20 protein-coding genes are annotated in these 23,273 nt (G+C 71.3%); 14 read left to right on the forward strand and 6 right to left on the reverse strand.

Annotation, left to right across the window (positions count from 1 at the left end; translation table 11 throughout):
- Positions 1–241: 241 nt before the first annotated feature.
- The gene (locus tag ABGA98_RS05095) at positions 242–844 is read left to right on the forward strand and encodes a histidine phosphatase family protein (RefSeq protein ID WP_347616971.1); all 603 of its coding nucleotides are present in this window, start codon (positions 242–244) and stop codon (positions 842–844) included.
- On the opposite strand, the gene ABGA98_RS05100 is transcribed toward ABGA98_RS05095, so the two are convergent.
- Both ABGA98_RS05100 and ABGA98_RS05105 read right to left on the reverse strand, forming a co-directional pair.
- Positions 845–2,854, reverse strand: a complete 2,010-nt coding sequence (locus ABGA98_RS05100; protein WP_347616972.1) for a GxGYxYP domain-containing protein — start codon at positions 2,852–2,854, stop codon at positions 845–847.
- A 169-nt stretch (positions 2,855–3,023) separates the two neighbouring features.
- The gene (locus ABGA98_RS05105) at positions 3,024–5,933 is read right to left on the reverse strand and encodes an AAA family ATPase (RefSeq protein WP_347616973.1); all 2,910 of its coding nucleotides are present in this window, start codon (positions 5,931–5,933) and stop codon (positions 3,024–3,026) included.
- A gap of 163 nt (positions 5,934–6,096) precedes the next feature.
- Here ABGA98_RS05105 and ABGA98_RS05110 point away from each other — a divergent pair, with 163 nt between their 5' ends.
- The 3 genes from ABGA98_RS05110 to ABGA98_RS05120 all read left to right on the forward strand — a co-directional run bounded on the left by ABGA98_RS05110 (position 6,097) and on the right by ABGA98_RS05120 (position 12,238).
- Positions 6,097–9,903, forward strand: coding sequence for a S8 family serine peptidase (locus tag ABGA98_RS05110; RefSeq protein WP_347616974.1), 3,807 nt, complete (start codon positions 6,097–6,099; stop codon positions 9,901–9,903).
- 18 nt (positions 9,904–9,921) lie between these two features.
- On the forward strand, positions 9,922–10,659 hold the full coding sequence (locus ABGA98_RS05115; RefSeq protein WP_347617709.1) for a carbon starvation CstA 5TM domain-containing protein: 738 nt from the start codon (positions 9,922–9,924) through the stop codon (positions 10,657–10,659).
- Positions 10,660–11,017: 358 nt separating this feature from the next.
- Positions 11,018–12,238 carry an MFS transporter gene (locus ABGA98_RS05120; RefSeq protein ID WP_347616975.1) on the forward strand — a complete coding sequence of 407 codons (1,221 nt, stop codon included), beginning with the start codon at positions 11,018–11,020 and terminating at the stop codon, positions 12,236–12,238.
- On the opposite strand, the gene ABGA98_RS05125 is transcribed toward ABGA98_RS05120, so the two are convergent.
- Positions 12,204–13,085 (reverse strand): helix-turn-helix domain-containing protein, encoded by an 882-nt coding sequence (locus ABGA98_RS05125; RefSeq protein ID WP_347616976.1) that lies wholly within the window; start codon positions 13,083–13,085, stop codon positions 12,204–12,206. The genes ABGA98_RS05120 and ABGA98_RS05125 overlap by 35 nt on opposite strands.
- Positions 13,086–13,381: 296 nt before the next feature.
- Here ABGA98_RS05125 and ABGA98_RS05130 point away from each other — a divergent pair, with 296 nt between their 5' ends.
- Entirely contained in the window at positions 13,382–13,846 is a 465-nt protein-coding gene (locus ABGA98_RS05130) for a GNAT family N-acetyltransferase (protein WP_347616977.1), read from the forward strand.
- Positions 13,847–13,902: 56 nt separating this feature from the next.
- Positions 13,903–15,084 (forward strand): RDD family protein, encoded by a 1,182-nt coding sequence (locus ABGA98_RS05135; protein WP_347616978.1) that lies wholly within the window; start codon positions 13,903–13,905, stop codon positions 15,082–15,084.
- 35 nt (positions 15,085–15,119) lie between these two features.
- On the opposite strand, the gene ABGA98_RS05140 is transcribed toward ABGA98_RS05135, so the two are convergent.
- Positions 15,120–16,340: a family 16 glycosylhydrolase gene (locus tag ABGA98_RS05140; protein ID WP_347616979.1), complete on the reverse strand. Its 1,221-nt coding sequence runs from the start codon at positions 16,338–16,340 to the stop codon at positions 15,120–15,122.
- 197 nt (positions 16,341–16,537) lie between these two features.
- Between ABGA98_RS05140 and ABGA98_RS05145 the strand changes: the two genes are divergently transcribed.
- From ABGA98_RS05145 to ABGA98_RS05160, 4 genes are read left to right on the forward strand one after another with little or no spacing between them, the layout of a single operon-like run.
- Positions 16,538–17,581 (forward strand): BtrH N-terminal domain-containing protein, encoded by a 1,044-nt coding sequence (locus ABGA98_RS05145; RefSeq protein ID WP_347616980.1) that lies wholly within the window; start codon positions 16,538–16,540, stop codon positions 17,579–17,581.
- 34 nt (positions 17,582–17,615) lie between these two features.
- Positions 17,616–18,299 (forward strand): DNA alkylation repair protein, encoded by a 684-nt coding sequence (locus ABGA98_RS05150; protein ID WP_347616981.1) that lies wholly within the window; start codon positions 17,616–17,618, stop codon positions 18,297–18,299.
- 20 nt (positions 18,300–18,319) lie between these two features.
- Entirely contained in the window at positions 18,320–18,496 is a 177-nt protein-coding gene (locus ABGA98_RS05155) for a hypothetical protein (RefSeq protein ID WP_347616982.1), read from the forward strand.
- A gap of 47 nt (positions 18,497–18,543) precedes the next feature.
- Positions 18,544–19,260, forward strand: a complete 717-nt coding sequence (locus ABGA98_RS05160; protein WP_347616983.1) for a class I SAM-dependent methyltransferase — start codon at positions 18,544–18,546, stop codon at positions 19,258–19,260.
- A 48-nt stretch (positions 19,261–19,308) separates the two neighbouring features.
- On the opposite strand, the gene ABGA98_RS05165 is transcribed toward ABGA98_RS05160, so the two are convergent.
- Together ABGA98_RS05165 and ABGA98_RS05170 are read right to left on the reverse strand one after the other, a co-directional pair.
- Complete coding sequence (locus ABGA98_RS05165; RefSeq protein ID WP_347616984.1) at positions 19,309–20,064, reverse strand: hypothetical protein; 756 nt, start codon at positions 20,062–20,064, stop codon at positions 19,309–19,311.
- Positions 20,051–20,554: a SigE family RNA polymerase sigma factor gene (locus tag ABGA98_RS05170; RefSeq protein ID WP_347616985.1), complete on the reverse strand. Its 504-nt coding sequence runs from the start codon at positions 20,552–20,554 to the stop codon at positions 20,051–20,053. Before ABGA98_RS05170 ends, ABGA98_RS05165 begins: the two co-directional genes overlap by 14 nt.
- A 153-nt stretch (positions 20,555–20,707) precedes the next feature.
- Between ABGA98_RS05170 and ABGA98_RS05175 the strand changes: the two genes are divergently transcribed.
- The 4 genes from ABGA98_RS05175 (at position 20,708) to ABGA98_RS05190 (ending at position 23,124) form a co-directional block, all read left to right on the forward strand.
- On the forward strand, positions 20,708–21,604 hold the full coding sequence (locus tag ABGA98_RS05175) for a hypothetical protein (protein ID WP_347616986.1): 897 nt from the start codon (positions 20,708–20,710) through the stop codon (positions 21,602–21,604).
- A gap of 147 nt (positions 21,605–21,751) precedes the next feature.
- Positions 21,752–22,150: a metalloregulator ArsR/SmtB family transcription factor gene (locus ABGA98_RS05180; RefSeq protein WP_347616987.1), complete on the forward strand. Its 399-nt coding sequence runs from the start codon at positions 21,752–21,754 to the stop codon at positions 22,148–22,150.
- Positions 22,083–22,565, forward strand: coding sequence for an SRPBCC family protein (locus ABGA98_RS05185; protein ID WP_347616988.1), 483 nt, complete (start codon positions 22,083–22,085; stop codon positions 22,563–22,565). Before ABGA98_RS05180 ends, ABGA98_RS05185 begins: the two co-directional genes overlap by 68 nt.
- A complete protein-coding gene (locus tag ABGA98_RS05190) occupies positions 22,552–23,124 on the forward strand; it encodes a TIGR03086 family metal-binding protein (RefSeq protein ID WP_347616989.1) in 573 nt (190 codons plus the stop codon). Before ABGA98_RS05185 ends, ABGA98_RS05190 begins: the two co-directional genes overlap by 14 nt.
- Positions 23,125–23,273: the final 149 nt, after the last annotated feature.

Below are 23,273 nucleotides of genomic sequence, written 5' to 3' on the forward strand. Positions count from 1 at the left end.
GCCGCCGAGCGTGCCTCCCGAAACCAGCCGCGAACACACCCCGCCAGGCCAAACCAGACAACCACCAGGACAAGAGAAGAAACCAGCGCACTCAGCCACGGATGAACACCCCGCCCAGGACGTGCACACCCCACCCGGCCAGGCACGAAAGACGACCTCGCCGTAGCACAACTGATTCAGAGATGCATGGGGCACCCGGTCCGGTGTGGGACTCTGACGCGATGCGAACGAAAGCACGGCCATGACCCGTTACCTCTATCTCACCCGGCACGGCGACGCCACGCCCGACGGCGAGCTGACGGACGCCGGCCGCCGCCAGGCCGCGCTGCTCGGCGAGCGGCTCGCCGACGTGCCGCTCGCCGCCGTGCACCACGGCCCGCGCCCCCGGGCGGCCGAGACCGCCCGCCTGGTCGGCGAGCGGCTCCCCGGCGTCCCGCTGCGCGAGTCGCGGGCCGCCGGCGACTATCTCCCGTACGTCCCGGTCAGGGAGGAACTGCCGGAGGAGTACGCCGACCGCCTTCTGGGGTTCGTCGGCCAGTTCCCCGAGGACGAGCGCCGCGACGGCCCGGCGCTCGCCCGCGAGGCCATGGAGCTGTTCACGGGACCGGTGGCGCAACTCCGGCACGAGCTGGTGGTCACGCACAACTTCCTGATCGGCTGGCTCGTACGCGCCGCCATGGACGCCCCGGACTGGCGCTGGCTGGGCGTCAACCACTGCAACGCCGCCCTGACCGTCATCCGTTACGCGCCCGGCCGCCCGTCGTCTGTGCTCTTCTTCAACGACATGGCCCACCTGCCGGCGGAGCTCAGGTGGACCGGCTTCCCACCCGAGCTCCGCCTGTGATCACCGTCCGAGGTGGTCGCCCAGCAGCTTGAAGAAGACGTCGCCGCGGACGATCTCGAAGGGGTCGTCGAGCAGCGTGCCGAGCTCGGCGATGTCGCTCGGTGACCAGTTCCAGGCATTGACGGCGCCGGCGATGAACAGCGGCTGGCTCCCGTCCCACCCCTCGATGTGCTTCACCAGCGTGTCGTGGTATTCCTGGGCCCTGCCCTGCGGCATGAAGTTGCCGATCACGGGCAGGCCCGCGGGGTTGATCTGCAGGTCGCCGGTCTCCCACGACTGGATGATGCCGCGCAGGTCGGTGTTCTTCTTGTACGACCGCACGATGCGCTCGTCGAAGGCCACCCAGCCGTCGTCCTCCTCGTTGCGGTGGTTGTAGGCGTAGACGAGGTCCATGCCAGTCCTGCGCATGAAACGTCCTGACAGCTCCGTGTACGCGTCCAGCGCCTCCTTCGGCCACGACCCGGGGTAGGTGTAGCCGGCGCCCGACGGCCCGGCGATGAGCAGGTCGTTGGGCGTGGCCGTGCGCTGGAAGTAGGCGAGGATCGCGGGGCCGATCTCGGCCAGCAGGGGGCTGACGGTCCAGTTCGTGGGCACTTCGCCGCGCTTGTCGTCGTCCCAGATCTGCCGCATCCGGCGCTGGCAGTACTGGATGTTGTCGCCCTCGCCGACGGTGAGGGTGACGTAGACGCGGTTGCGGAGGGTGGCCTTCGGCCTCGGCGGCACCCGGTCGGAGACCTTGGCGCGCACGCCGGCGTGGACGGTGGCGTTCATGTAGTAGTCGGCGGGGATGACCTCGACGGCGTGCTGTGAGGCCCGGTCGACGCCGCCCCACTCGCCCGCTACGTCGTTGGAGAACCATCCGGCGTACGGCGTGGTCGGCTCGACCTTGCCGAGGATCTCGTCGAGCAGCTCGCCGGTCTGGCCGCTGGGGGGCAGCCAGAAGACCATGGCGCGCATGGCGACCGTGTAGTCGCGGAAGTAGGGGAAGGGCTCGACCCTGGTCGGCGCGGTGGTGGTGGCGGTCACCAGGAACTGGTTCCACAGGTCCACGTCGACGGTGAGCTGCTGGGTGCCTTCGGGCGCGGTGAAGCGGTAGACGAAATAGCCGCCGCCGTCGGAGAAGCGGTTGCTGTCGCCGCCGATGGCGGAGTTGAGGCCGTCGAAGAGGTACGGCGTCTCGGCGTCCGTGCCGGGGGTGAAGGAGGCGATCTCCTTGCCGTCGGCCTTGACCGTGACGGCGCCGACCGAGGCGCCCCAGCCGTCGTCGCCGAACGAGTCCTGGAAGCGCAGGTAGACGCCGTCCTCGCCGGACAGTTCCTGGCTTAAGTCGAAGGTGCGCACCTCGCGGTTGGAGGTGTCGCGGATGCGCTCGGTCTCGCGGGCGACCTCGCGCCACTGGACGTTGTCGACGCTCACCGTCCTGGTCGGCGGCAGGCCGCTGAGCAGGGCGTGGGTGCAGCGCGGGAAGAGGTTGGCGAGCTGCCACCGGTACGTGCCCAGGATGTCGTCAGGGTCGAACTTCCCGCGCAGGTCGGTGATGGTCTTGAAGCCGTGCTCGGCGGCCTGCTCGGCCGTGGCGGCCACGGCGCCTTCCAGGCCGGCGAGGGTGGTGGCGACGTTCACCGAGTCGGGGACGTCGGGGTCGTGCAGGATGGCGCCGCGGGCCTCGCGGCCGTAGCGGGCGACCAGGTCGAGGGCGTTGTCGTGGCGGGTGACGCGGGCGCCCGTGCTGTCCAGCCAGGGGACGTCGAAGTTCTCCTTGTTGTAGTTGAAGTAGAGGCGCGGGCTGCGGCGGTTGACCACTCCTTGGAGGGTGGTCAGGAGCAGCTGGTCATTCCCGTGGAGGGCACTCACGTCGGCGTAGTCGAGCCTGGTGGGGCGACCGAAGTTGGGGAGGAGGGGCCGGGTGGCTGCGGTCGTGGCGGCGGCGGGGGTGGAGAGGCTGACTCCGAGCCCGCCGGCGGCGAGGACCGCGGTGTTGGCCAGCAAGAAGTTACGTCGTGACACCATGAGCGATCTCTGCTCCTGCGAGGGGGGGACCAGGAATGACATCGTTGTCATCTGCCAGAGAACGTAACAACCTGACGTAAGGATGTCCATGGCGTAAACCGCGCAATTCCCCCAGCAGCCCCCGGTATCACGCGCACCCGGGTTCCCGCAGGAGCTCACCGCGCCCGGCTCACCCGGCCGGCAGGGCGAGCCCGCGCAGCTCCTTCCGCGACGGCAGGCCCAGCTTGCGCAGCACGCTGGAGATGTGGCTCTCCACGGTCCGCCGCGACAGGAACAGCTCCGTGGCGATCTCCTGGTTCGTCTTGCCCGCGGCGGCGAGCAGCGCCACCTCGCGTTCCCGCGCCGACAGCGCGCGCCCGTGCGAGGGCCGCCCGCCCCGCCACGGGTAGGGGATGGGCACGCCGTTCTGCCGCATCGCGCGGCACACCCGCGCGATGTCCCGGTCCGCGCCCATCGACCCGTACAGGCGCAGCGCGCTCTCCAGGCAGTCGCCGCCCGCGGCGCCGCGCAGGCGGCCCAGCCGCTCGGCGGCCTGGGCCTCGTCGTAGCGCAGCCCGGCCTCCCCCACCGTGGCACGCGCCGCGTCCAGCAGCCGGTCGGCCTCGGGGTCGTCGCCCCGCGAGCAGGCCAGGACGGCCCGCGCGGTCAGCAGCGCGGCCTGCGCGGCCGGCGCGCCGGCGCCCTCGATGCCGGCGGCCAGCTCGGCCACCAGCCCGGCCGCCTCGCCGGCCTCGCCGAGCGCGTCCATGGCGTCCACCAGGCACAGCACGGTCTCGGCGCCCCACACCCAGTTGCCCTTGGCCCGGACCAGGGCGAGCCCGGCGGTGGCCTGCTCGGCGGCGGCCGCGGGGTCGTCCAGGGTGAGCAGAAGCCGCGACAGCGCCATCCGCGCCGGGATGAGCGGCCAGACCGCGCCCACCCTCTCGGCGACGGCGATCACCTCGCCCAGGCACGCCGCGGCGTTCTCGACCGGCCCCATGGCCGCCAGCAGCGTGCCGTGCAGCAGCCGCGAGTCCAGGAACGCCGCCGCGAACGTGGCCGACGGGCCCGCCAGCCGGCGGGCGCGGGGCTCCAGCCCGTCCCAGCGTCCCGCGGCCCGGTCCACGGCGGCGGCGACCAGTTCGACGACCTCCGCCACGCGCAGGTACTCGGCCTGGTCGGCCACCCGGCGGCCCTCGGCGAGCAGGGCCTCGGCGCGGTCGAGCCGCCCGATGTGCAGTGCCCCCTGCGCCCAGTTGAGGCAGGCGCGGGCGTGCTCCCTGGGCACGGCGCGGAGCCGGTCGTCACGCAGCAGGTCGTCGATCAGCCGCCAGCTGCCCGGTTCGCCCTGTTCGAGCAGGAGCGAGGCCCGCGCGATGCGTACGGCGATGTCCACGTCGCGGTCGCCGCTGCGGCGGGCCGCCCGCTCCGCCTGGTCGCAGCGGGCGGCGTGCTCGTCAACGTGCCGGTCGGGGACGGTCTCGGGCGCTGCGAGCACGGCGAGCGCCCGTCCCAGAAGGGCGGGCCGGTCGCCGAGGTCCTCCACCGCGCCCTCGATCTGCAGGTAGCCCGCCCGCGCTTCGCCCTGCTGGCGCAGCAGGCGGCCGAGCGCGAAGCGCAGCTCGCCGCGCAGGTGTGCGGGGAGCGGCTCGGTCGCCAGCAGGCGTTCGAGAATGGGTACGGCCTCCGCGTGCGCCAGCCCGTCGACCGCGGCCCGGCCCAGCTTGACGGCCAGCCGCACGCGCACGTCGCTGGACAGCTCGCCGGTCTCCAGCGCCTGCAGCAGGAACCTCGCCGCGGTGGCGTCGTTGCCGTGGGCGAGCGCCGTGTCGGCGGCGGCCTCGGCGTTGCCGACGAAGTCCGCCGTGCGGCCCGCGAGCCGGTAGTGATGGGCGAGCCGGGCCACGGGCCTCGGGCCCGGCCCTCGTTCCAGGGCCTGCGCGGTCCTGAGATGCAACCAGCGCCGCCCGGAGACGGGCACCGACTCGTACACGATCTGCCGGGCCAGCGCGTGCCTGAACCGACAGCGGCCGTCCTCCTCGTGCAGCAGCCCGGCCGCCTGCGCCGTCGCCAGGGCCTTGGCGACCTCCTCCCCGTCGCGGCCGGTGACCTCCGCGAGCACCCGGTCGTCGGGCGTCACGCCGATGACGGCGGCGGCCCCCAGGATTCCCCGCGCCGGCTCGTCGAGCGAGGTCAGGCGCCGCACCACCACGTCGCGCAGCACGGTCGGGACCGCGAGGCCGGCCAGCACGTCGGGGCGTCCGGGGATCTCGCTCGCGGGCAGCCGCTCCAGCAGCGTGCGGAGCACCTCCTCCACGACGAACGGTATGCCGCCGGTCGTCTCGTGGAGCGGCGCGGCGAACGCAGGCGGAAGATCGGTCTTCAGGATGCCGCCCGCCAGCTCCTCCACCTCGGGCGGGCTCAGCGGCGTGAGGCTGATCGCCCGCGCGGGCCCTGACGGCGCTCTGGCCAGGGCCTCGCGGATGGGCAGCGGGCCCGTCTCGGTGCGGGTCGTGAGGATCACCGACAGCTCGCGCGGCTGGTGGGCGGCGAGGAAGGCGAGGAAGTCGTGCGTGCCGCTGTCGGCCCAGTGCACGTCCTCCAGGACGAGCACCAGCGGGCTGAGGTGGTCGAGCAGCGCGACGGCGGCGCGGAACACCCGGTGCCGCTCCGCCCGCTGGTCGGGTAAGGCGGGCAGCGGCGGCGGCAGGTGCTCGGCGATCTCGGGCAGGAGCGGCGCCAGCGCCCCGATCACCGGGTTGGCCGGGCGGGACGCGGCGAGCTCGTCGCCGGCCAGGCGGAAGGCGTCGAGCAGCGGCGACAGCGGCAGCGGCTCCTGGAGCTGCTCGCACTGTCCCACCAGCGTGCGAACCCGGGCCGATCCCCTCCTCAGCGCCCCGGCCGGCGCTCCGGGCACTTCCGGCGCGGCGAGCAGTTCTCCCACGAGCCGGCTCTTGCCGATCCCCGCTTCGCCCTCGACCAGGGCGAGGGACGGCGGGGCGGCGATGACCGTACGGAGCAGGGCGAGCTCGGCCTGGCGCCCGACGAGGACGTCGGACAGGGAGCCTGAGGGGGCGACGCGGGCCTGGCCGGAGGGCATGCTTCACCCTCCCACCTGCCCCGATGGCGATATATCAGCTTTAACAGGCTACCGGATCGAGTGATGGTCAAAAATCCGTATGCGTTACGGATGTCCCCTTCCCCGCCCGTCACTAGCGTCTCGACCGTCCGCGTGATCGGCGGCGACGCACTGAGGGGCGACGATGGACCTGTCCACATCTCCTGGATCTCCTGGATTCACGACGTTCAGACGCCGGCTGGCGGCGGCCACGGCGCTCACGGGGCTGGCACTGGCCGGAGTGACCGCGCCGGGCCAGGCCACCGCGGCGGCCGGCTCGGCTGAGCAGAAGACCTACATCGTGCAGATGACCCCCGACCCCGTGGCGACCTACGAAGGGGACGTCGCGGGGCTGGCCGAGACCAAGCCCGAGCAGGGCGAGAAGATCGACCCCGGCTCCAGCGAGGTGACGAGGTACGCCGACCACCTGCGCGGCAGGCACGACGCCGCGTTGAAGAAGGTGGGCGGCGGCACGAAGGTCTACGACTACGTCTACTCCTACGGCGGCTTCGCGGCCCGGCTGACCGAGGCGCAGGCCGCCGGGTTACGCGCGCTGCCCGACGTCGTGGCCGTGACCGAGGACAGGAAGGTGCCGGTGGCGACGTCGTCGACGCCGTCGTTCCTCGGCCTCGACAAGCGCGGCGGCCTGTGGGACGAACTCGGCGGCCCCACGGGCGGCCGGCGGGGCAAGGGCGCGGGCGACGGCCTGGTCATCGGCGTGATCGACAGCGGCATCTGGGCCGACAGCCAGAGCTTCGCCGACCCGGGGCCGGGCGGGAGGCCGTACGGCAAGGTGTCCGGCTTCCACGGCACATGCCCGGGGAGCAGTCCTGACGAGTCGTGGACCGCCGCCCTGTGCAACGGCAAGCTCGTCGCGGCGCGGCACTTCAACGCCGGCTGGGGCGGCGACGAGGGCGTCAAGCAGGCGATGCCGTGGGAATACCTGTCGCCGCGCGACTACAACGGCCACGGCACGCACACCGCCTCGACCGCGGCGGGCAACCACGGCGTCGAGGTGACCGGGCCGGCCGCGGTGTTCGGCTCGATCAGCGGCATCGCGCCGCGCGCCAGGGTCGCCGCGTACAAGGCGCTCTGGTCGGCCGAGGACGCCTCCACGGCCAACGGCTTCTACTCCGACCTGGTCGCCGCCATCGACCAGGCGGTGGCGGACGGCGTGGACGTCATCAACTACTCGGTCTCCGGCACGAGCTCGGACCTGCTCGACCCGGCCGAGGTGGCGTTCCTGTCGGCGGCCGAGGCGGGCGTGTTCGTGGCGGCCTCGGCCGGCAACAGCGGCCCGGCCGCGAGCACCGTCGCGCACCCGTCCCCCTGGGTGACCACGGTCGCGGCGGGCACGCACGACCGCGGCACGCGGGGTTCGGCCACGCTCGGCGACGGCACCACGCTGAGCGGCGCCTCGCTGGCGGCGGTCAAGGCGGGGCCCGCGCCTCTCATCGACTCCACCGCCGCGGGGCTGCCGGGCGCGGACGCGACCCGGCTGGCGCAGTGCCACGCCGCCAGGGACAACGGCGGCCAGGCGGTGCTCGACCCGGCCAAGGTCAAGGGCAAGATCGTCGTCTGTGACCGAGGGGAGACACCGCGCGCCAACAAGAGCGTCGCCGTGGCCGAGGCGGGCGGGGTCGGCATGATCCTGGCCAACACCGACGACAACTCGCTCAACGCCGACCTGCACGCCGTGCCGACGCTGCACGTCGCGCAGAAGGACCGGCAGGCGGTCAAGGACCACGCCGCCGCGGACGGCGCGACGGCCACGATCGAGCAGGCGAAGATCGTCGATGACGCGCCCGCCCCGTACGTGGCCGCGTTCTCCTCCCGGGGGCCGCTGACCGCCGCGGGCGGCGACCTGCTCAAGCCCGACCTGACCGCTCCCGGCCAGGACATCCTGGCCGCGTACGCGCCGCCGGGCGCCAACGGGTCCGCGTTCAACGTCGCGAGCGGCACGTCGATGTCGGCGCCGCACGTCGCGGGGCTCGCCGCGCTGCTGAAGGACCTGCACCCGCGCTGGTCGCCGATGGCCGTCAAGTCGGCGCTGATGACCAGCGGCTCCGACGTGCTCGACGGCCCCGGCCACGACCCGTCGGTGATCTTCGGCCAGGGCGCCGGCCACGTCGTGCCGAACAGCGCCGCCGACCCCGGGCTGGTCTACGACAGCGACATCGAGGACTGGCTGGCCTTCCTGTGCGGCTCGACCAGCGGCGTCGAGGAGCGGACCTGCGAGCACCTGGCCGGGAAGGGCCACTCGTTCGAGGCCGCCGACCTGAACGTCCCGTCCATCGCGGTCGGCCGGCTGCCCGGCACGCGTACGGTGACCCGCGAGGTCACCAACGTCGACCGCCGCACCGCCACCTACACCGCCTCCACGACCGGGCTCGAAGGTGTCGACGTCACGGTCAAACCGCGCCGGCTCACCCTGCGGCCGGGGCAGACCAAGTCGTTCACGGTGACCCTCAAGAGGACCACCGCCCCCATGAACGCCTACGTGGGCGGGCAGCTCACCTGGAAGGACCGCCGGCACACCGTACGCGTGCCCGTCGTCGTACGGCCGGTGCCCGAGGCGTGGGCGGCCGTCCACGGGGTCGCGGGCGGGGAGGACACCGCCGGGCACATCGCGCTCGACCCCAAGGGCGAGCGGGTCTACGTGTCCGGCGCGAGCTACGGCTCGCAGCCCGGCGTGCGCAGCGCGCGCATCTCGACCGTCGCCCACGACGCCGCCACCGGCGCCGAGGTGTGGAGCACCGCGTACGCGGGACCGGCCGGCACCTTCGACGAGCCGGCGGGGATCGAGGTGAGCCCCGACGGCGCCCGGCTCTTCGTCACCGGCATCAGCGCCGGCCAGGACACCGGCAACGACGCCGTCACGATCGCGTACGACACGGCCACGGGCGAGGAGCTCTGGGTCGCGCGGCACAACGGGGCGGCGAACGCCTCCGACCGCGCCGACGCCCTGACGGTCGGCCCCGACGGCACGCACGTCTACGTCACCGGCATGACCTCGCTGGGCGTGGGCGGCAAGGACGACTACGTCACGGTCGCGTACGACGCGGGCAGCGGCGAGCAGAAGTGGGTCGCGCAGTACAACGGGCCCGGCGACGGCACCGACTCCGCGCGGGTGGTCAAGACGACTCCTGACGGCTCCAAGCTCCTGGTCACCGGCCAGAGCCAGGGCGCGCCCGGCACAGGATGGTCCGACTGGGGAACCGTGGCCTACGACGCCGCCACCGGCGAGCAGCTCTGGACGGCCCGGCACGACGGCCCGGCGCACGGCTGGGACATCCCTGGCGGCATGTCCGTCGCCGCGGACGGCGGGTCGTTCTTCGTCATCGGAACCAGCGCCGGGGAAACGAAGACCGACATGACCACGATCGCGTACGACACCGCCACGGGCGGGGAGCTCTGGGCGGACCGTTTCGACGGCCCCGCGCACGGCAGCGACACCCCGCACGACGTCACGACGGGGCCGGACGGAACGGTGTACGTCACCGGCAACACCGAGGGCGAGGGGACCAGAGGGGACTTCACGACGGTCGCCTACGACCCGGCGACGGGCGAGCGGACGTGGGTGCAGCGCTACAGCGGCAAGGCGAACCACCAGGACTTCGCCTGGGACGTCGCCGTGACGCCGGACGGCGGCAAGGTCGTCGTCACCGGCCAGGGCATGAACGATCCGACGGGAACCGACGAGTTCCTGATGAAGGTCGACTACGTGACGATCGCCTACGACGCCGCGACCGGCGAGCCCGTCTGGACCGGCGAGTACGACGGCCCGGCCGGCGCGTCGGACATCGCGCACGCGCTCGCCGTGGACGCGACCGGCGACACCGGGGTGCGGATCTTCGTGACCGGATCGAGCACGACGTCCGGGGACCTGTTCTCAGGAACGGAGGTCGATTTCACCACGGTGGCCTATTTCGAGCCGTGGAAGAAGCCATGACCCGTTGACCACGCGCCCCTGACCTGCCGGGTCAGGGGCGCACTCCCAAGATCTGCCGTAAACCTCACCACCGTGGACGCCGGCACCCGGATGGGACGGTTCATGCTCCAGGACACCATCGGCAACGTGTGGAAGCCGATCTCGCGGGTCAGCTGGTGGCCGGGACTCATCGTCACCAGCGCCGTCGTCGTGGCCGCCTGGGGGTACTTCCTCTACCAGGGCGTCAACGACCCGCTCGGCGGGATCAACCAGCTCTTCCCGCTGTTCGGCATCGCCAACCAGTTGCTCGCCGCCGTGGCGCTCACCGTGGCCACCACCCTGCTGATCAAGAGCGGGCGGCTGAAGTGGGCCTGGGTGACGGCGATCCCGCTGGCCTGGGACGCCGCCGTCACGCTCACGGCCAGCTGGCAGAAGGTGTTCTCGTCCGATCCGACACTCGGCTTCTTCTCCCAGCGCGACCGCTACCAGACGGCCCTGGACCAGGGGCAGTTGCTCGCACCCGCCAAGACGCGGGGCGAGATGGAGCAGATCGTGCTCAACTCCACCGTCGACGGCATCCTGGCCGCGCTGTTCGCGATCCTCATCATCGTCGTGATCATGGACGCGCTACGGGTGTGGATCCGGGTGATCAGGAGCGGGGAGACGTTGCCGACCGCGGAGGCGCCGTACGAGGAGTCCAAGATCTTCGCACCGGCCGGTCTCATCGCCACCCGGGAGGAACGCGCGATGATGGCGAAGTCGTCACCCGACGGCTGACCGGGCCGCTGTTCCGCCCGTTCACGCCTCACCAACAACCTGGCGACTCCCGGCCAACGACAACGGCGCGAATCTCCTGAAACGCTTGAGCGGAGCGCTTCACGACGAGGGGAGGAGTGCCATGCGCACGAACGGCTGGCAGTAGGAACAGGTGAGACGACAGCACTCGGGGTCCCGTCCTCGAGTGCTGTTCACCACGCACGCAGCCGCCGTGGGCGGCGTGCACGCCTGGCCTACGAACTGTGCACTCCATGCCGTTGCCCACGGCAACGGCCGCCCAGCATGGTGAAGCCATGCCGACAACGAGAAGGCCGGCGGTCCTCGGAACCGTCGCGGCCGCGAGCGCGCGGACTGAGTGATGGCCACCTTCGCCGGCCTTTTCACGGTGCGGGAGTTTCGCTACCTCTACCCGGCCTATGCGCTCTCCTACATGGGCGACCAGCTCTCGTCCGTCGCCGTGGCCATTCTGGTGTTCGACAGGACCGGCTCACCGGCGGTCACCGCGGTCGCGTTCTCCGCGGCGTTCCTGCCGTCCGCGCTCGGCCCCGTGCTGGGTTCGCTCGCCGACAGATTTCCGCGCCGGGGCCTGCTCATCGTCTGCGACCTGGCCAGGGCGATACTGGTCGCGGCGCTGGCGCTGCCGGGCATGCCGATCGGCGCCGCGATCGCCCTGCTCTACCTCGCGCACCTGTTCACCCCGCCGTTCATGAGCGCTCGCGCCGCGTTGATGCCGGACGTGCTCAGCGGCGAGGCCTACATCGCCGGCAACGGCCTGACCAACCTCACCTACCAGATCAGCCAGGTGGCCGGGTTCGCGATCGGAGGCGCCGTCGTCCTGCTCGTCACACCCGCAGGTGCGCTGCTCGCGAACGCCGCGACATTCGCGCTCTCCGCGGCGCTCATCTGGCGGGGCATCCGGCCCCGGCCCGCGCCCGAGAGGGGGAACGCCCGCTGGTCACCCCTCAGGGACGCGGCGGCAGGGGTGCGCCACGTGTTCACCGACCCCTGGCTGCGACAGTGCCTACTCCTGGTCTGGCTGGTGCCGGCCTTCGCCTTCAGCACCGAGGCGATCGCCTATCCCCTCGCCCGCGAGCTGGGCGGCGGCCCGCCACTCGCCGGAGTGCTCATGGCCTCCATCGCCCTCGGCTACGCGGCTGGGGCGGCGGTCCTCACCCGGTGGACGCGCCCGTCCGTTCGCGACCGCGTCACGGTGCCGCTCGCCCTGCTCTCCGGGCTCGCCCTGCTCCCCATGCTCGCGCACCCGCCCGCCCCCGTGGTGCTCGCCCTGCTGTTCTGCTGCGGCCTGGGATGCTCGTTCAGCACGCCGCTCAACGCGATGTTCATTCAGCGGGTCGCGCCGGCCTACCGCGGACGCGCCATGGGAGTCGCGATCGCCGGCATCTCCGCCGGCCAGGGCGGCGGATTCCTCCTGGCGGGATGGGTCACCGAACTCGGCGTCACCGCCTCCACCACGGTGGGACTGTGCGGGATCGGCGCCCTCGCCTCCGCGGTGTGCTGCGGCGCCGCCTACACGTCCGCGGCCGCTACTCCAGTGCCGTCCGAGCCGTCCGGGACCTGAACTCCCGCGGCGACTCGCCATAGACCTTCCGGAACGTACGGCTGAACTCCGCCGGCGCGCCGAAGCCCCACCGGGCGGCGATCTGGCGGATCGGGACGTCGGCCAGAGTCGCGTCGGCGAGGTCGCGACGGGTACACCTCAGCCGCTGATCGCGTATCCAGCCGCAGACCGTGTCGCCCTGGTCCTGGAACAGCCGGTGCAGGTAGCTCACCGAGATGTGGTACGCCGCCGCGACGGAGCGCGGGGACAGCTGGTGGTCGTGCAAGTGGCGCTGGATGTAGGCACGTATCCGCCGGTCGAGGTCCTGCCGCCGGTAGCTCTCCCGCCCGCCGGGTCCGCATTCGAGCAGGCTGGAGAAGCACACCGACACGAGATCCACCAGCACCATCCCCAGCCGCTGCCCGTCGGCCGGGCTGAGCGACAGCTTCTCGTCGGACAGTGCCTCGATGAACTTCTTCAACAGCTCGTACACCCCGCCGTCGGCGGAGACGCCATGCCCGAGCACCGCGTCCACGGCCGGGGCCCGCAGCGGCAGCACCGGCTTCGGGATGGTGACCACGGCCACCTCGAGGCCGCCGCGCCCGTCGGCCCGCAGAACCATCTCGTCGAGCCGGGCGAGGTCGTGCGCGTAGAGATCGCCGGCCGTCACGGTGTCCTGCCGCCCGGCCCACGTCGCGCTCACCGTGCCGCGCACGGGCAGGACGAGCTGGATCACGTCCTCGCCCTCCGCCCTCCCCCAGCCGGCCTCTCGGCGTAGGCGTACCGGGCGGTATCTCCCCACCTCAAGCACGGCCACGCCGAGATCGACGACACGCCCGCCGATGAAGGGCGTCCCACTCCCGCGCACTCGTGTCCTCCACACGCAGCGTCACGGCACGACCCGACACCTCGACGGCTCCCACCGTGATCCCTCGCGGGTCCGCCCGGGAGGCACGCCCTGCCGGGCTGGGAACGCCTCCGCCACGCGCGGCACCCGGAGTCATGTGTAGGGCGGCGCGCGTTTCCTCAGCGTTTCGTCCTGGGACGCCCCGGACCACTCACGAGGAACGCATCAGGAAGCGCAGCAGGTCACGGAGCCCCGCCTCGAAGATCCTTGATCCAGACCTCGCGACCGGCCGAGCAACCCTGACCTATCGTTCTCCCATGACCGCAGACGCCCTCCGGCTGGTGCCGATCACCCCTGCCAACATCGAGACGGCCCTCGCCGTGCGGGTCCGCCCCGACCAGGAACGGCTCGTCGCGCCCGTGGCGAAGTCGCTGGCGGAGGCGTACGTCCACCAGCAGGTCGCCTGGCCCAGGTTGATCCTCCACGGCGATCGTCCCGTGGGATTCCTCATGGCCTTCCTCGACATCGACTGGAACGGCAAGGGGGTCGACTTCCGGTCGGGCCTGTGGCGGCTCAATGTAGCGGCCGACGCGCAGGCGCGCGGGGTCGGCCGCTTCGCCGTCGAAGCCGTGGCCGGGCACCTCAGGCGCCGCGGCTGCACGCGGATGTACGTCACCTGGCACCCCGGCGACGACGGCCCCGAGAGCTTCTACCGCAAGCTCGGCTTCCATCCCACGGGCGAGGAGAGCGACGGCGAGACGGTGGGGGTGCTGGACCTTTGACGCGGCCCTGACGGGCGGGTTCCGCGTCGTGATCGCGGCGGTTATGGTCGTGAGCCGTGACCGAGAGCCCCGACGCGCCGGTGTTCGTCCGGCCGGGCGCGTCTCCGGAGGAGATCGCGGAGGTGTCGGAGGGCGGCGTACGGCCGGTGCTGCTGGTCGCCTCGGCGCCCCGTCGCATCGCCGGACGCCTGCTCGACCTGCTCGTCCTCGTGGCGGCGTGGGGCGTCACGGTCATCACCGTCATGCTGGCACCGTCGGTGCCGGCCCACCAGATCACGGGCGGCGGGCCGATCGCCGTGCTCACCGTCGTGATCGTCGTGATCGCCGGCTCCTCCGTCTTCCTCCGGATCATCCTCGTCGCCTGGTGGGGGTGCACGGCCGGGCAGCGGATCGTCGGGCTCCGCGTGGTCCACCACCCCGGAGGGACACCTGCCCGCGGCTGGAGCACGGCGTGGCGGCGCTGGCTCAACATCCGCAGCCTGCACTCCGACCCCGTGGACGACCTGTGGACGATGCTGGAGGATCGCGACCTGCGGCGGTGCGGCCACGACGTCAGGGCCGGAACGGTCGTGGTGCGCGCCCAGGCTCCGCTGCTGCCCGGCACGTGGCCGCCGGTCCCCGACAGGTCCTGGGTGATCGCCGAGCGCCTCCGCCGCGCCGGCCTGGTCACGCTGCTCGGGCTGGCCGGGCTGGCACTCGTAGCTGTGGCGACCGTGCCCGCCGTACAGCGGCAGATCGAGGAGCTGCAGCGGCCCCCGTTCGCCCTCGCGACCTTCTACGACGAGCGCACCGAGTTCAGCGTGCGCTCCCCCACCGGCCGTTCGGGCGGCTTCCGCCGCACGGCGGGAAGGGTGCTCGACGACGAGGCCGGCTGCCAGGCGGGCGGCGCCGGCGACCAGGAGCGGCGCCTGCTGCGCCGGCTCGGCTGCCTGGGTCGTATCGAGACGGCCTTCGTCACCTCCGACGGCGTCGTGCAGGCGAGCGGTCACCTGCTCAGGTTCGCCGACGCAGGGGCGGCCCGCGCGGCGGCCGGCCGGCTTTCGTGGACCGACCTGCGCTTCGTCCCCGGCGGGCCCGCCGACCCGCCGGGGAAGGTGCGCGGCGGGCTGGTGGACCACAACGACCGCTATGTGCTGGTCACGTCGGTGCTCGCCCCGAAGGGCACCCCTCAGGAGGAGGCGAAGAACGCCCTGGTGCTGCTGCACGCGCCCACCCTGAACGTCATCGAGTTCATGTGACCACGCGCCACCCGGCGGTCCTGCGGGAACGTCGTTCAGGCACGGGTCCACTTCTGGTTGGACGCGCCGGTGCAGTCCCACAGTTGCAGCCGCGCGCCGTTGGCGGTGTTGCGGTCCACGACGTCCACACACCGGTTGGCCGCGATGTTGACGAGGTCGCCGGCCGGGCTGAGCGTGAAGCGCTGGGCACCGGTGCCGTTGCAGGTGTAGAGCTGGATCGGCGTGCCGTTGGCGGTGCCGGCCGCCGCGGCGTCCATGCACTTGCCCATCGCGCGGACCGTGCCGTCGCCGTTGATGGACCACTGCTGGGCGACCGTTCCGTTGCAGTCGTACATCTGCAGCGGGGCGGCGTCCACGGGGTCGGCGCCGGGGATGTCGATGCAGCGGCCGTTCAGGCTGGATTTGAGCGCGGTGCCGGATCCCGGCCCGCCGTCGGTCCACGCGGAGACGCGGACGTAGTCGATCAGCATCGTCTGCGGGAACGTGGTGCCGGCGTTGGGAGGGCCTGGCCAGTTGCCGCCGACCGCCACGTTCATGATCATGAAGAACGGGTGGTCGAACACCCACTGGTTGCCGCGGAGGTCGGCCGGGGTGATGCGGAAGTATTCCGAACCGTCCAGATACCAGACGATGAGGTTGGGTGACCACTCGACCGCATATCTGTGGAAGGCGTCGCCGAGCGGCCCGCCGATCGTGCGGCTGCCGCCGATCCCGCTGCCGCCGGAGTAGCCGGGGCCGTGGACGGTGCCGTGCACGGTGTTCGGGACGCTGCCGATGTTCTCCATGATGTCGATCTCGCCGTCGCCCGGCCAGTTGCGCCCGCCGAGCATCCAGAACGCGGGCCAGATGCCCTGGCCCCGGGGGATCTTGATGCTGGCCTCGAAGCGGCCGTACGTCTGGGTGAACTTCTCGGCGGTCAGGATCCGGCCGGAGGTGTACTGGCAGGTGCCGTAGTGGCACTGCAGGTTGGACGGGTTCTCCCGGCGGGCGGTGATGGCCAGGTGGCCCTGCCCGTCGTGATAGACGTTGCGGGTCGAGTCGGTGTAATACTGCAGCTCGTTGTTGCCCCAGCCCCCGCCGCCGATGTCGAACTTCCACTTGGAGCCGTCGACGGACGTCCCGGCGGCGGCGTTGAACTCGTCGGACCAGGTGACCGGGCCGATGTCGGCTTCGGCCGGTGGGGCGCCGGTAACCAGGCCGCCGGTGAGGGTGACGAGCAGGGCCGTGGCCGCGAGAAGGAGCCGGGGTTTGCGCATGGAGACCTCCGGTGTGTGGTCCTTGCCCCCCGATCAACAGGATGTAATCCCAGCGCCGTTTCGTTGTCAACAAGAAGCTTTACTTATTATTCGCCGGGCTGTCCGTGCGGCTGGACTCTCCCCCCATGGGAGGCCTCATGCTGTATCCCGGCGGGAGGGTGCGGCCGTACGCCGCGTCCGCATGAGGAGAGCGACACATGACCATCGTGAAGGGCGTCGAGGCCCGCGGCATGCACCACTGCGAGACGACCGCGCTGGGGGTGCTGTTGCGGCATGAGGGGCTCGACCTGTCCGAGCCCATGCTGTTCGGGCTGGGCTCGGGCCTGTCGTTCCTCTATTGGGACGGCAAGAGCATGGCCTTCCCCTTTCTCGCCGGCCGCGTCAGGCCTTTCGACCTCACCAGGAACCTGGCCGCCAGGCTGGGGCTGACGTTGCTGGTCAAGGAGACCGCCTCGCCGCGCAAGGCGTGGGAGAACGTGGCCGCCCCCATCGACGCCGGCCGGCCCGTGGGCCTCCAGCTCGACTCGTACCATCTTGACTATTTCCGGTCCAAGGTGCATTTCGGCGGTCACGTCGTCGCCATGTACGGCTACGACGAGCACGACGCCTACCTGGTGGACACCGACCAGCAGGGAGGAGCGGTGCGCACCAGCCGGGCCGGCCTCGCCAGGGCGCGCGCCGAACGCGGCCCGATGACCGCCAGGAACCGATCCTTCACCATCACCCTGCCGGCTCACCCGCTCGCCTGGCAGGAGCAGATCATCCCCGCCATCAGGCACTGCGCCGACGCCTTCCTCGCCGCCCCCATCGCGAACCTGGGCCACCGCGGCATCGCGAAGGCCGGCCAGAAGGTGCCCGGATGGCTGGGGCGGGCCGGCGAGCCGCGGCAGGATCTGCCGCAGGCCGCCCTGCTCATGGAGAGAGGCGGCACCGGCGGCGCCCTGTTCCGGGCCCTCTACTGCGACTTCCTCGACGAGTGCACCCGGCTGATCGACGACGACGACCTCCGCGCAGGGCACCGGCTGTACGCCGAGGCCGCCACGCTGTGGACCGACGTGTCCGCCCTGATCGCGAAGGCCGGGGAGAGCGGCGACGCCGGGCACCTCCAGCAGGCCGGCGCCATCCTGCACGATCTTTCACGCATCGAGAGGGACGCCATGCAGGCGCTGCGCCGGTTGCAGCCCGGCGGGGAGGCCGTACGAGCACGGGCGCGCACGACAGGAAGCCGGCTTCCGTCGTAGGCTCGATCGCGCACGTGACGGACGGGAGGCTGAGGTGGCCGAGACGACGGTGGGCGAGGTGCTGGCCGAACTGGCCGGGCTCGAGGACCCGAAGGCACGCGCGGTCAACGAGAGACACGGTGACGACCACGGCGTCAACCTCAGCAAGCTGCGCGCGCTCGCGAAGCGGCTGAAGACGCAGCAGGAGCTCGCGCGCCGGCTCTGGGAGACGGGTGACACCGCGGCACGACTGCTGGCGCTCCTGATCTGCCGCCCGAAGGCGTTCGAGCGTGACGAGCTTGACGTCATGATGCGGGAGGCGCGCACGCCCAAGGTGCACGACTGGCTCCTGAACTACGTGGTGAAGAAGAGCCCGCACGCCGAGGAGCTGCGCCTGGCCTGGTTCGCCGACCCGGATCCGGCGGTCGCGAGCGCGGGCTGGGCGCTGACCGCCGACCGCGTGGCGAAGCAGCCCGAAGGCCTCGACCTCCCCGGACTGCTCGACGTCATCGAGGCGGAGATGAAGGACGCCCCGGACCGCCTGCAGTGGGCGATGAACACCTGCCTGGCCCAGATCGGGATCGAACACGCCGGACTCCGCGCCCGTGCCATCGACATCGGCGAGCGCCTGGAGGTGCTCAAGGACTACCCGACCTCCCCGGGCTGCACGTCTCCGTTCGCGCCCATCTGGATCACCGAGATGACGCGCCGGGCCGGGCAGGGATCCGGCCGCGGCTGAGCGCGACCTCCAGGCGCAGCGTGGTGAAGCTGCCGGCCGGGTACGCCACCGAGGACGGCGTCGCCCTCCACTATGTGGGCACCGGGCTGCACGAGGTCGTGAGCGTGCTCCCCGACCGGAACGCATGGTTCGTCGAGCCTGACGGCGCGGGCGGGACCAGAGAAAAGGCCCTTCCCGCCCGCTGCTGGGTTCCCTGAGCATTGGAGCTGAGCCATGACCGGTCTTTCGCGTAGCGTTGCCTGCCATGACCGACTTCGTCTCCCTCCCCTTCTATGACCTGTTCCACGAGAGCGGGCATGTGCCAGGCATCCGTGAGAAGCTCCCCTCGCTTCTCACGGGGGTCCAGCGGAGCATCCTGGAGATCGGTGCGGGCAGCGGCCTGATCACCACCTCGATAGCCGACTGGACACCGGCCGAGATCTTCGCGCTGGAGCCCTCGGCCGGCATGCGCGGGATGTTGTTGTCCCGGCTGAACTCCCGTCCTGAGCTGCTCAAGCGCGTGACCGTGCTGCCCTATGACGCGCTGAGCGTGGACCTGGACGAGCCGGTCGAGGCCATGGTGATGATCAACGTGCTGTACGCCCTGGATCCGGACTACCGCAGGCGGCTCTGGCCGGTGCTGGCGACCCAGCTGGAACCCGGCGGCCTCCTGGTCTTCACCTGGCGCGACGGCGGGCCCCCGGCGCCGAGTCCCCTCGAGGAGCTGGAAGCACGGCAGGTGGGCCGGCACACGTACACCATCCTGTCGGAGATCACCGAGTCGGACGGGGAGAGGTGCGAGGCCCGCTACGTCTACCGGGTCACGGGAAACGACAAGGTCATCAGCGAAGAGGAGATCGCCGGCTACGCCTACCGGCCCGTACGGGACGTGATCGAGGCAGAACTGGTCGGCGCGGGTTTCGTCCGGGCGGACGCGCCTGACGGGCTCCTCGCCTGGCGGCTCGGGCTCCAGCAGTTCTGATCGATCTCGGCACCGCCTCCTGATCATGTGTTCCCGCCCCGGCGGAGGTCAGAGGGTCGAGGTGAGCCCTTCCGCGATCTTCTTCAGCTCGGCGCTGACGGCCTCGGCGCCGGAGAACTCCTTGGCGTACACGGGACTGAACATGATCTCGGCGCGCTGCCGGTCGCCCATCCTGAGGAAAAGCGTGGGGGTGCCCTTCATGCCGTCCTCACCCACGTCCTGGATGACCAGGTAGCCGGTGCGGTCGCCGACGGTGATCTCCTCACCGTCGTCCTCGTCGCGGTACTGCTTGATCCGGTCGTCGACCTCCTGGACGGCCGCTTCCTCGTACATGTAGATCTGGACGCAGTAGAAGCCGTTCCTGTCGCCGTCGAAGTTGTACGAGGTCGTGTACCGGTCGCCGAAGTCCAGCGACCAGTTCGACCATTTCAGCCGCTCGGGCAGATAACCCACCTTGACGTGCCCGAACTCCTTCCCGTCGCCCAGGTCTCCGAAGTCCGGCGTCGGGGAGGGGGCCGGCGGGGTGTCGTCGATGGCGGGCGGCTCCAGCGTCGCGGAGGTGGTGGGCTCCGGCACCGCGGAGATCGCGGGCTCCGGCCCGGTGGTGGCCATCGAGCCGACGGTCACGTACCCGATGGGCGCGGCGGCGATGACGGCGACCGACGCGGCCAGCGCCGCCACCCTGGTCCTCTTCCGCTTGCCGCGGGAGGAGCGCATGACCCGCTCCGCCAGGTCGGGCGCGGCCTGCAGCCTCGCGGTCTCGTCCGCCATGATCTGACGGATCTCTTCCTCAAGCGTGGGCATTCCTGATCACTCCTTCCACCGATTGACGGCCAAGCGCCGCGCGGAGTTTGGCTATGGCCTTCGACGCCTGGCTCTTGACGGTGCCGACCGAGCATCCGAGCACCTCAGCGGTCTGCGTCTCGCTGAGGTCCTCCCAGTACCGCAGCACGACCACCGCGCGCTGCCGGGGCGGCAGGGCGCGCAGCGCCTCCATGAGCACATGGCGCAGGTCGACGTCGGTCGCGCGGGCCGCTCTCTCCGGCGGGCTGTGCATCGGGATGATGTTGAGGATGGCCCGGCGGCGGGCGCGGCTGATGGCGGCGTTGATGATGACGCGGCGCACGTAGGGCTCGGGGCTGTCGTGGAGCACCCGGTCCCAGCTCCTGTACGTACGCTCCAGCGCTGTCTGCAGCAGGTCTTCGGCCTCTGTCTCGTCACCGCAGGCGAGATAGGCGACCCGCAGCAGGCTCGTGGCACGCGCGGCCACGAAAGCGCTGAATTCGTGCTCCACGCCGCTCACCACTGTCTGTCCGATTTCACGCCTTCTAGTACGCCTCGGCCGCCCCAAAGCGTTGCCCGCCGGGCGAAGAAAGGTCCACGGGCAACCATCCGGGCGGTCCCAGGCGTATTGCAGATCGTCACATCGAATCCACGGAGGAACCCTATGAAGTTCGCGACCGCACCGATCCGGCGGCTGAGTTCCCTGGGCATCGGCCTGGCCGTGGGCGCCACCGCTCTCATCGGCGCGCCGTCGGCGGCCGCGGCGGCTCCGCCCGAGGGCGCCTACTGGCATTCCCGGGCGCTGATGACGACCACCCACGCTTGGCGGTTCGGCTCCAAGCCGGACCCCTACTCGCTGGTACAGCGGCGGATCTCGGAAGACTGGCAGGCGCCCGACGGCAGGGCGTGGTTCGGATTCCGCGAGCTCGGGACAGTACCGAAGAGCGCGGCGGACAAAGAGGCGTGGCGGCGTGACGGCTCCCCGTCCACGTGGAGCAGGTCGATCGACGGCAAGGTCGTGAAGCTGTCCGCCAAGCCCAGCAACGGCAGCGTGAACCCCGTACGGAAGAAGAACTCGTTCGGGCTCGCGCAGCAGCGGCTGACGTACGACGAGGTGCAGCGCCTGCCCGCCGACCCGAACGTCCTGAAGGACTGGCTCAGGAGGGCGGGCAAGGTCAGCCGCGTGCCGGACGGCTCCCTCGACGGCTGGGTCGCGGGTTCCCTGCCGGAGATCCTGTACTCCATACCCGCCCCGAAGCAGGTTCGCGCCGCCGCCTACCAGGCGCTGCTGACGATGCCGGGCGTCCGCGCCGACGGCAACGCGAAGGACACCCTGGGCAGATCCGGCGCCGCAGTCGTGATCGACAGGACGAGCAAGGGAAAGAGCGGTACGAGCTCGTCCCGAATCAGGCTGATCGTGGACACCGGCACGATGGTGCTGCTGTCACGGGACCAGATGGTCACGCACGACGGCAAGACACTCGGGGGCAAAACGCACAACACGACGCTGGTCAAGGTCGGCTGGACCAACTCCCAGCCCGCCGTCCCAGCCCTGCCCTAGCACCCGGGCGGACACCCGCGAGCAGGGTAGGGCTCCCTGCACGAGGCGCGGCAGGGCAGGCACGAACAGCGCTTTCAACCTTGAGGTTGACGGGCTGATGCCTTCGCCTCTACAGTTTCAACCACTGAGTTGAAAGTAGAGGAGCCGATGACCACGGACACGCTGTCGCGCGTCTTCGCCGCCCTCGCGGATCCGACGCGGCGCGACATGGTGGCCCGGCTCTCGGAACGCGACGCGACCGTGAGCCAGCTGGCCGAGCCGTACCGGATGACGCTGCAGGCCGTCTACAAGCACCTGCGGGTGCTGGAGGACGCCGGGCTCGTCAGCCGGCCGCACGGGCCGCAGCCCAGGCCGGTGCGCTTGGAGGCCCAGGCCTTCGACCTGATGGACACCTGGATCGAGCGCCACCGGCGCCGCGTCGAACAGCGCTACCGCCGCCTCGACGCCGTCCTCGCGGAAATGAACGGAGACGAACCATATGAGCACGACCAAGGAGACGGCCATCGAAGCCGACCCGGGGGTGCCGATCATCCGAACGACTCGTGACTTCGCGGCAACGCCCGAGCAACTGTTCCGCGCCCACACCGATCCCGCCCTGTTCGCCCGGTGGGTGGGCCCCGACGACACCGCCACCCGGATCGAGCACTGGGACGCGCACACCGGCGGCAGCTGGCGCTACGTCTCGGTGCACAACGGCACGGAATACGGGTTCCGCGGCTGCTTCCACGAGGTACGGCCGGACCGTATCGTGCAGACCTTCACCTTCGAGGGCGACCCCGACGGAGTCACCCTGGAGACGTTGTGGTTCGAGGACCTGGGCGACGGCCGTACGCGGTTGCGGTCGCAGTCGCTGGTCGACAGCTTCGAGGGCCGCGACGCGTGGCTGCGCAGCGGTATGGAGGTCGGTGTCGATGAAGGCTACGCCAAGCTGGAAAGGATGATCATCGATGGCGCTGTCTGACCACCCCGCCGAGCGACACCGGCAGATCGCCGGGCTGTTCACCGACCGGGTCCGCGCCACCAAGTCGTGGGACGGGCCGTCCCCGGTCGCCGGCTGGACCGCCCGCGACATCGTTCGGCACCTGACCGAGTGGTTCCCCGGGTTCCTGGCCTCCGGCTCCGGCATCGAACTGCGCCGCGGACCCTCGGTGGACAAGGACCCGGTCGCCGCGTGGCACGTGCACAACGACGCTGTGCAGGCGGTGCTGGACGATCCGGAGACCGAGCACCGCACATTCACCAACCCGCACATCGGCAGCCTGCCCCTGGCGACCGCGATCGACCGGTTCTACACCGCTGACGTGTTCATGCACACCTGGGACCTGTCCAGGGCAACCGGCCAGGACGACCGGCTCGACCCCGACTTCTGCGCTCAGCTCCTCGACGGCATGGAGCAGATGGAGGAGGTTCTCCGCTCCTCCGGCCAGTACGGCGCCCGCGTCGAGGTGCCCGCCGGCTCGGACGTCCAGACCAGGCTGGTGGGCTTCATCGGCCGGGACCCGTTCTGGCAGGGACAGTGATCCGGACGCCCTCGACCTGACCGGACGCCGAAGCCACCGGCGTCCAGCAGAGATCGCGTGATCCACGTCAGCGAAACGCGAGCGACCCCGCTTCAGACCATCTGGCTCGGAGCCGGCAGCCAGCCGGTCTCGGCGGCGTCTTCCAGCTT

This window comes from Nonomuraea sp. B1E8 (genome assembly GCF_039871515.1).
Lineage (GTDB): Bacteria > Actinomycetota > Actinomycetes > Streptosporangiales > Streptosporangiaceae > Nonomuraea.

Coding starts and splice junctions, on each gene's coding strand:
- ABGA98_RS05185 (WP_347616988.1), top strand. CDS start 22,083: ATGAGCACGACCAAGGAGACGGCCATCGAAGCCGACCCGGGGGTGCCG.
- ABGA98_RS05095 (WP_347616971.1), top strand. CDS start 242: ATGACCCGTTACCTCTATCTCACCCGGCACGGCGACGCCACGCCCGAC.
- ABGA98_RS05100 (WP_347616972.1), bottom strand. CDS start 2,854: ATGGTGTCACGACGTAACTTCTTGCTGGCCAACACCGCGGTCCTCGCC.
- ABGA98_RS05180 (WP_347616987.1), top strand. CDS start 21,752: ATGACCACGGACACGCTGTCGCGCGTCTTCGCCGCCCTCGCGGATCCG.
- ABGA98_RS05190 (WP_347616989.1), top strand. CDS start 22,552: ATGGCGCTGTCTGACCACCCCGCCGAGCGACACCGGCAGATCGCCGGG.
- ABGA98_RS05165 (WP_347616984.1), bottom strand. CDS start 20,064: ATGCCCACGCTTGAGGAAGAGATCCGTCAGATCATGGCGGACGAGACC.
- ABGA98_RS05160 (WP_347616983.1), top strand. CDS start 18,544: ATGACCGACTTCGTCTCCCTCCCCTTCTATGACCTGTTCCACGAGAGC.
- ABGA98_RS05175 (WP_347616986.1), top strand. CDS start 20,708: ATGAAGTTCGCGACCGCACCGATCCGGCGGCTGAGTTCCCTGGGCATC.
- ABGA98_RS05145 (WP_347616980.1), top strand. CDS start 16,538: ATGACCATCGTGAAGGGCGTCGAGGCCCGCGGCATGCACCACTGCGAG.
- ABGA98_RS05120 (WP_347616975.1), top strand. CDS start 11,018: ATGGCCACCTTCGCCGGCCTTTTCACGGTGCGGGAGTTTCGCTACCTC.
- ABGA98_RS05140 (WP_347616979.1), bottom strand. CDS start 16,340: ATGCGCAAACCCCGGCTCCTTCTCGCGGCCACGGCCCTGCTCGTCACC.
- ABGA98_RS05105 (WP_347616973.1), bottom strand. CDS start 5,933: ATGCCCTCCGGCCAGGCCCGCGTCGCCCCCTCAGGCTCCCTGTCCGAC.
- ABGA98_RS05110 (WP_347616974.1), top strand. CDS start 6,097: ATGGACCTGTCCACATCTCCTGGATCTCCTGGATTCACGACGTTCAGA.
- ABGA98_RS05130 (WP_347616977.1), top strand. CDS start 13,382: ATGACCGCAGACGCCCTCCGGCTGGTGCCGATCACCCCTGCCAACATC.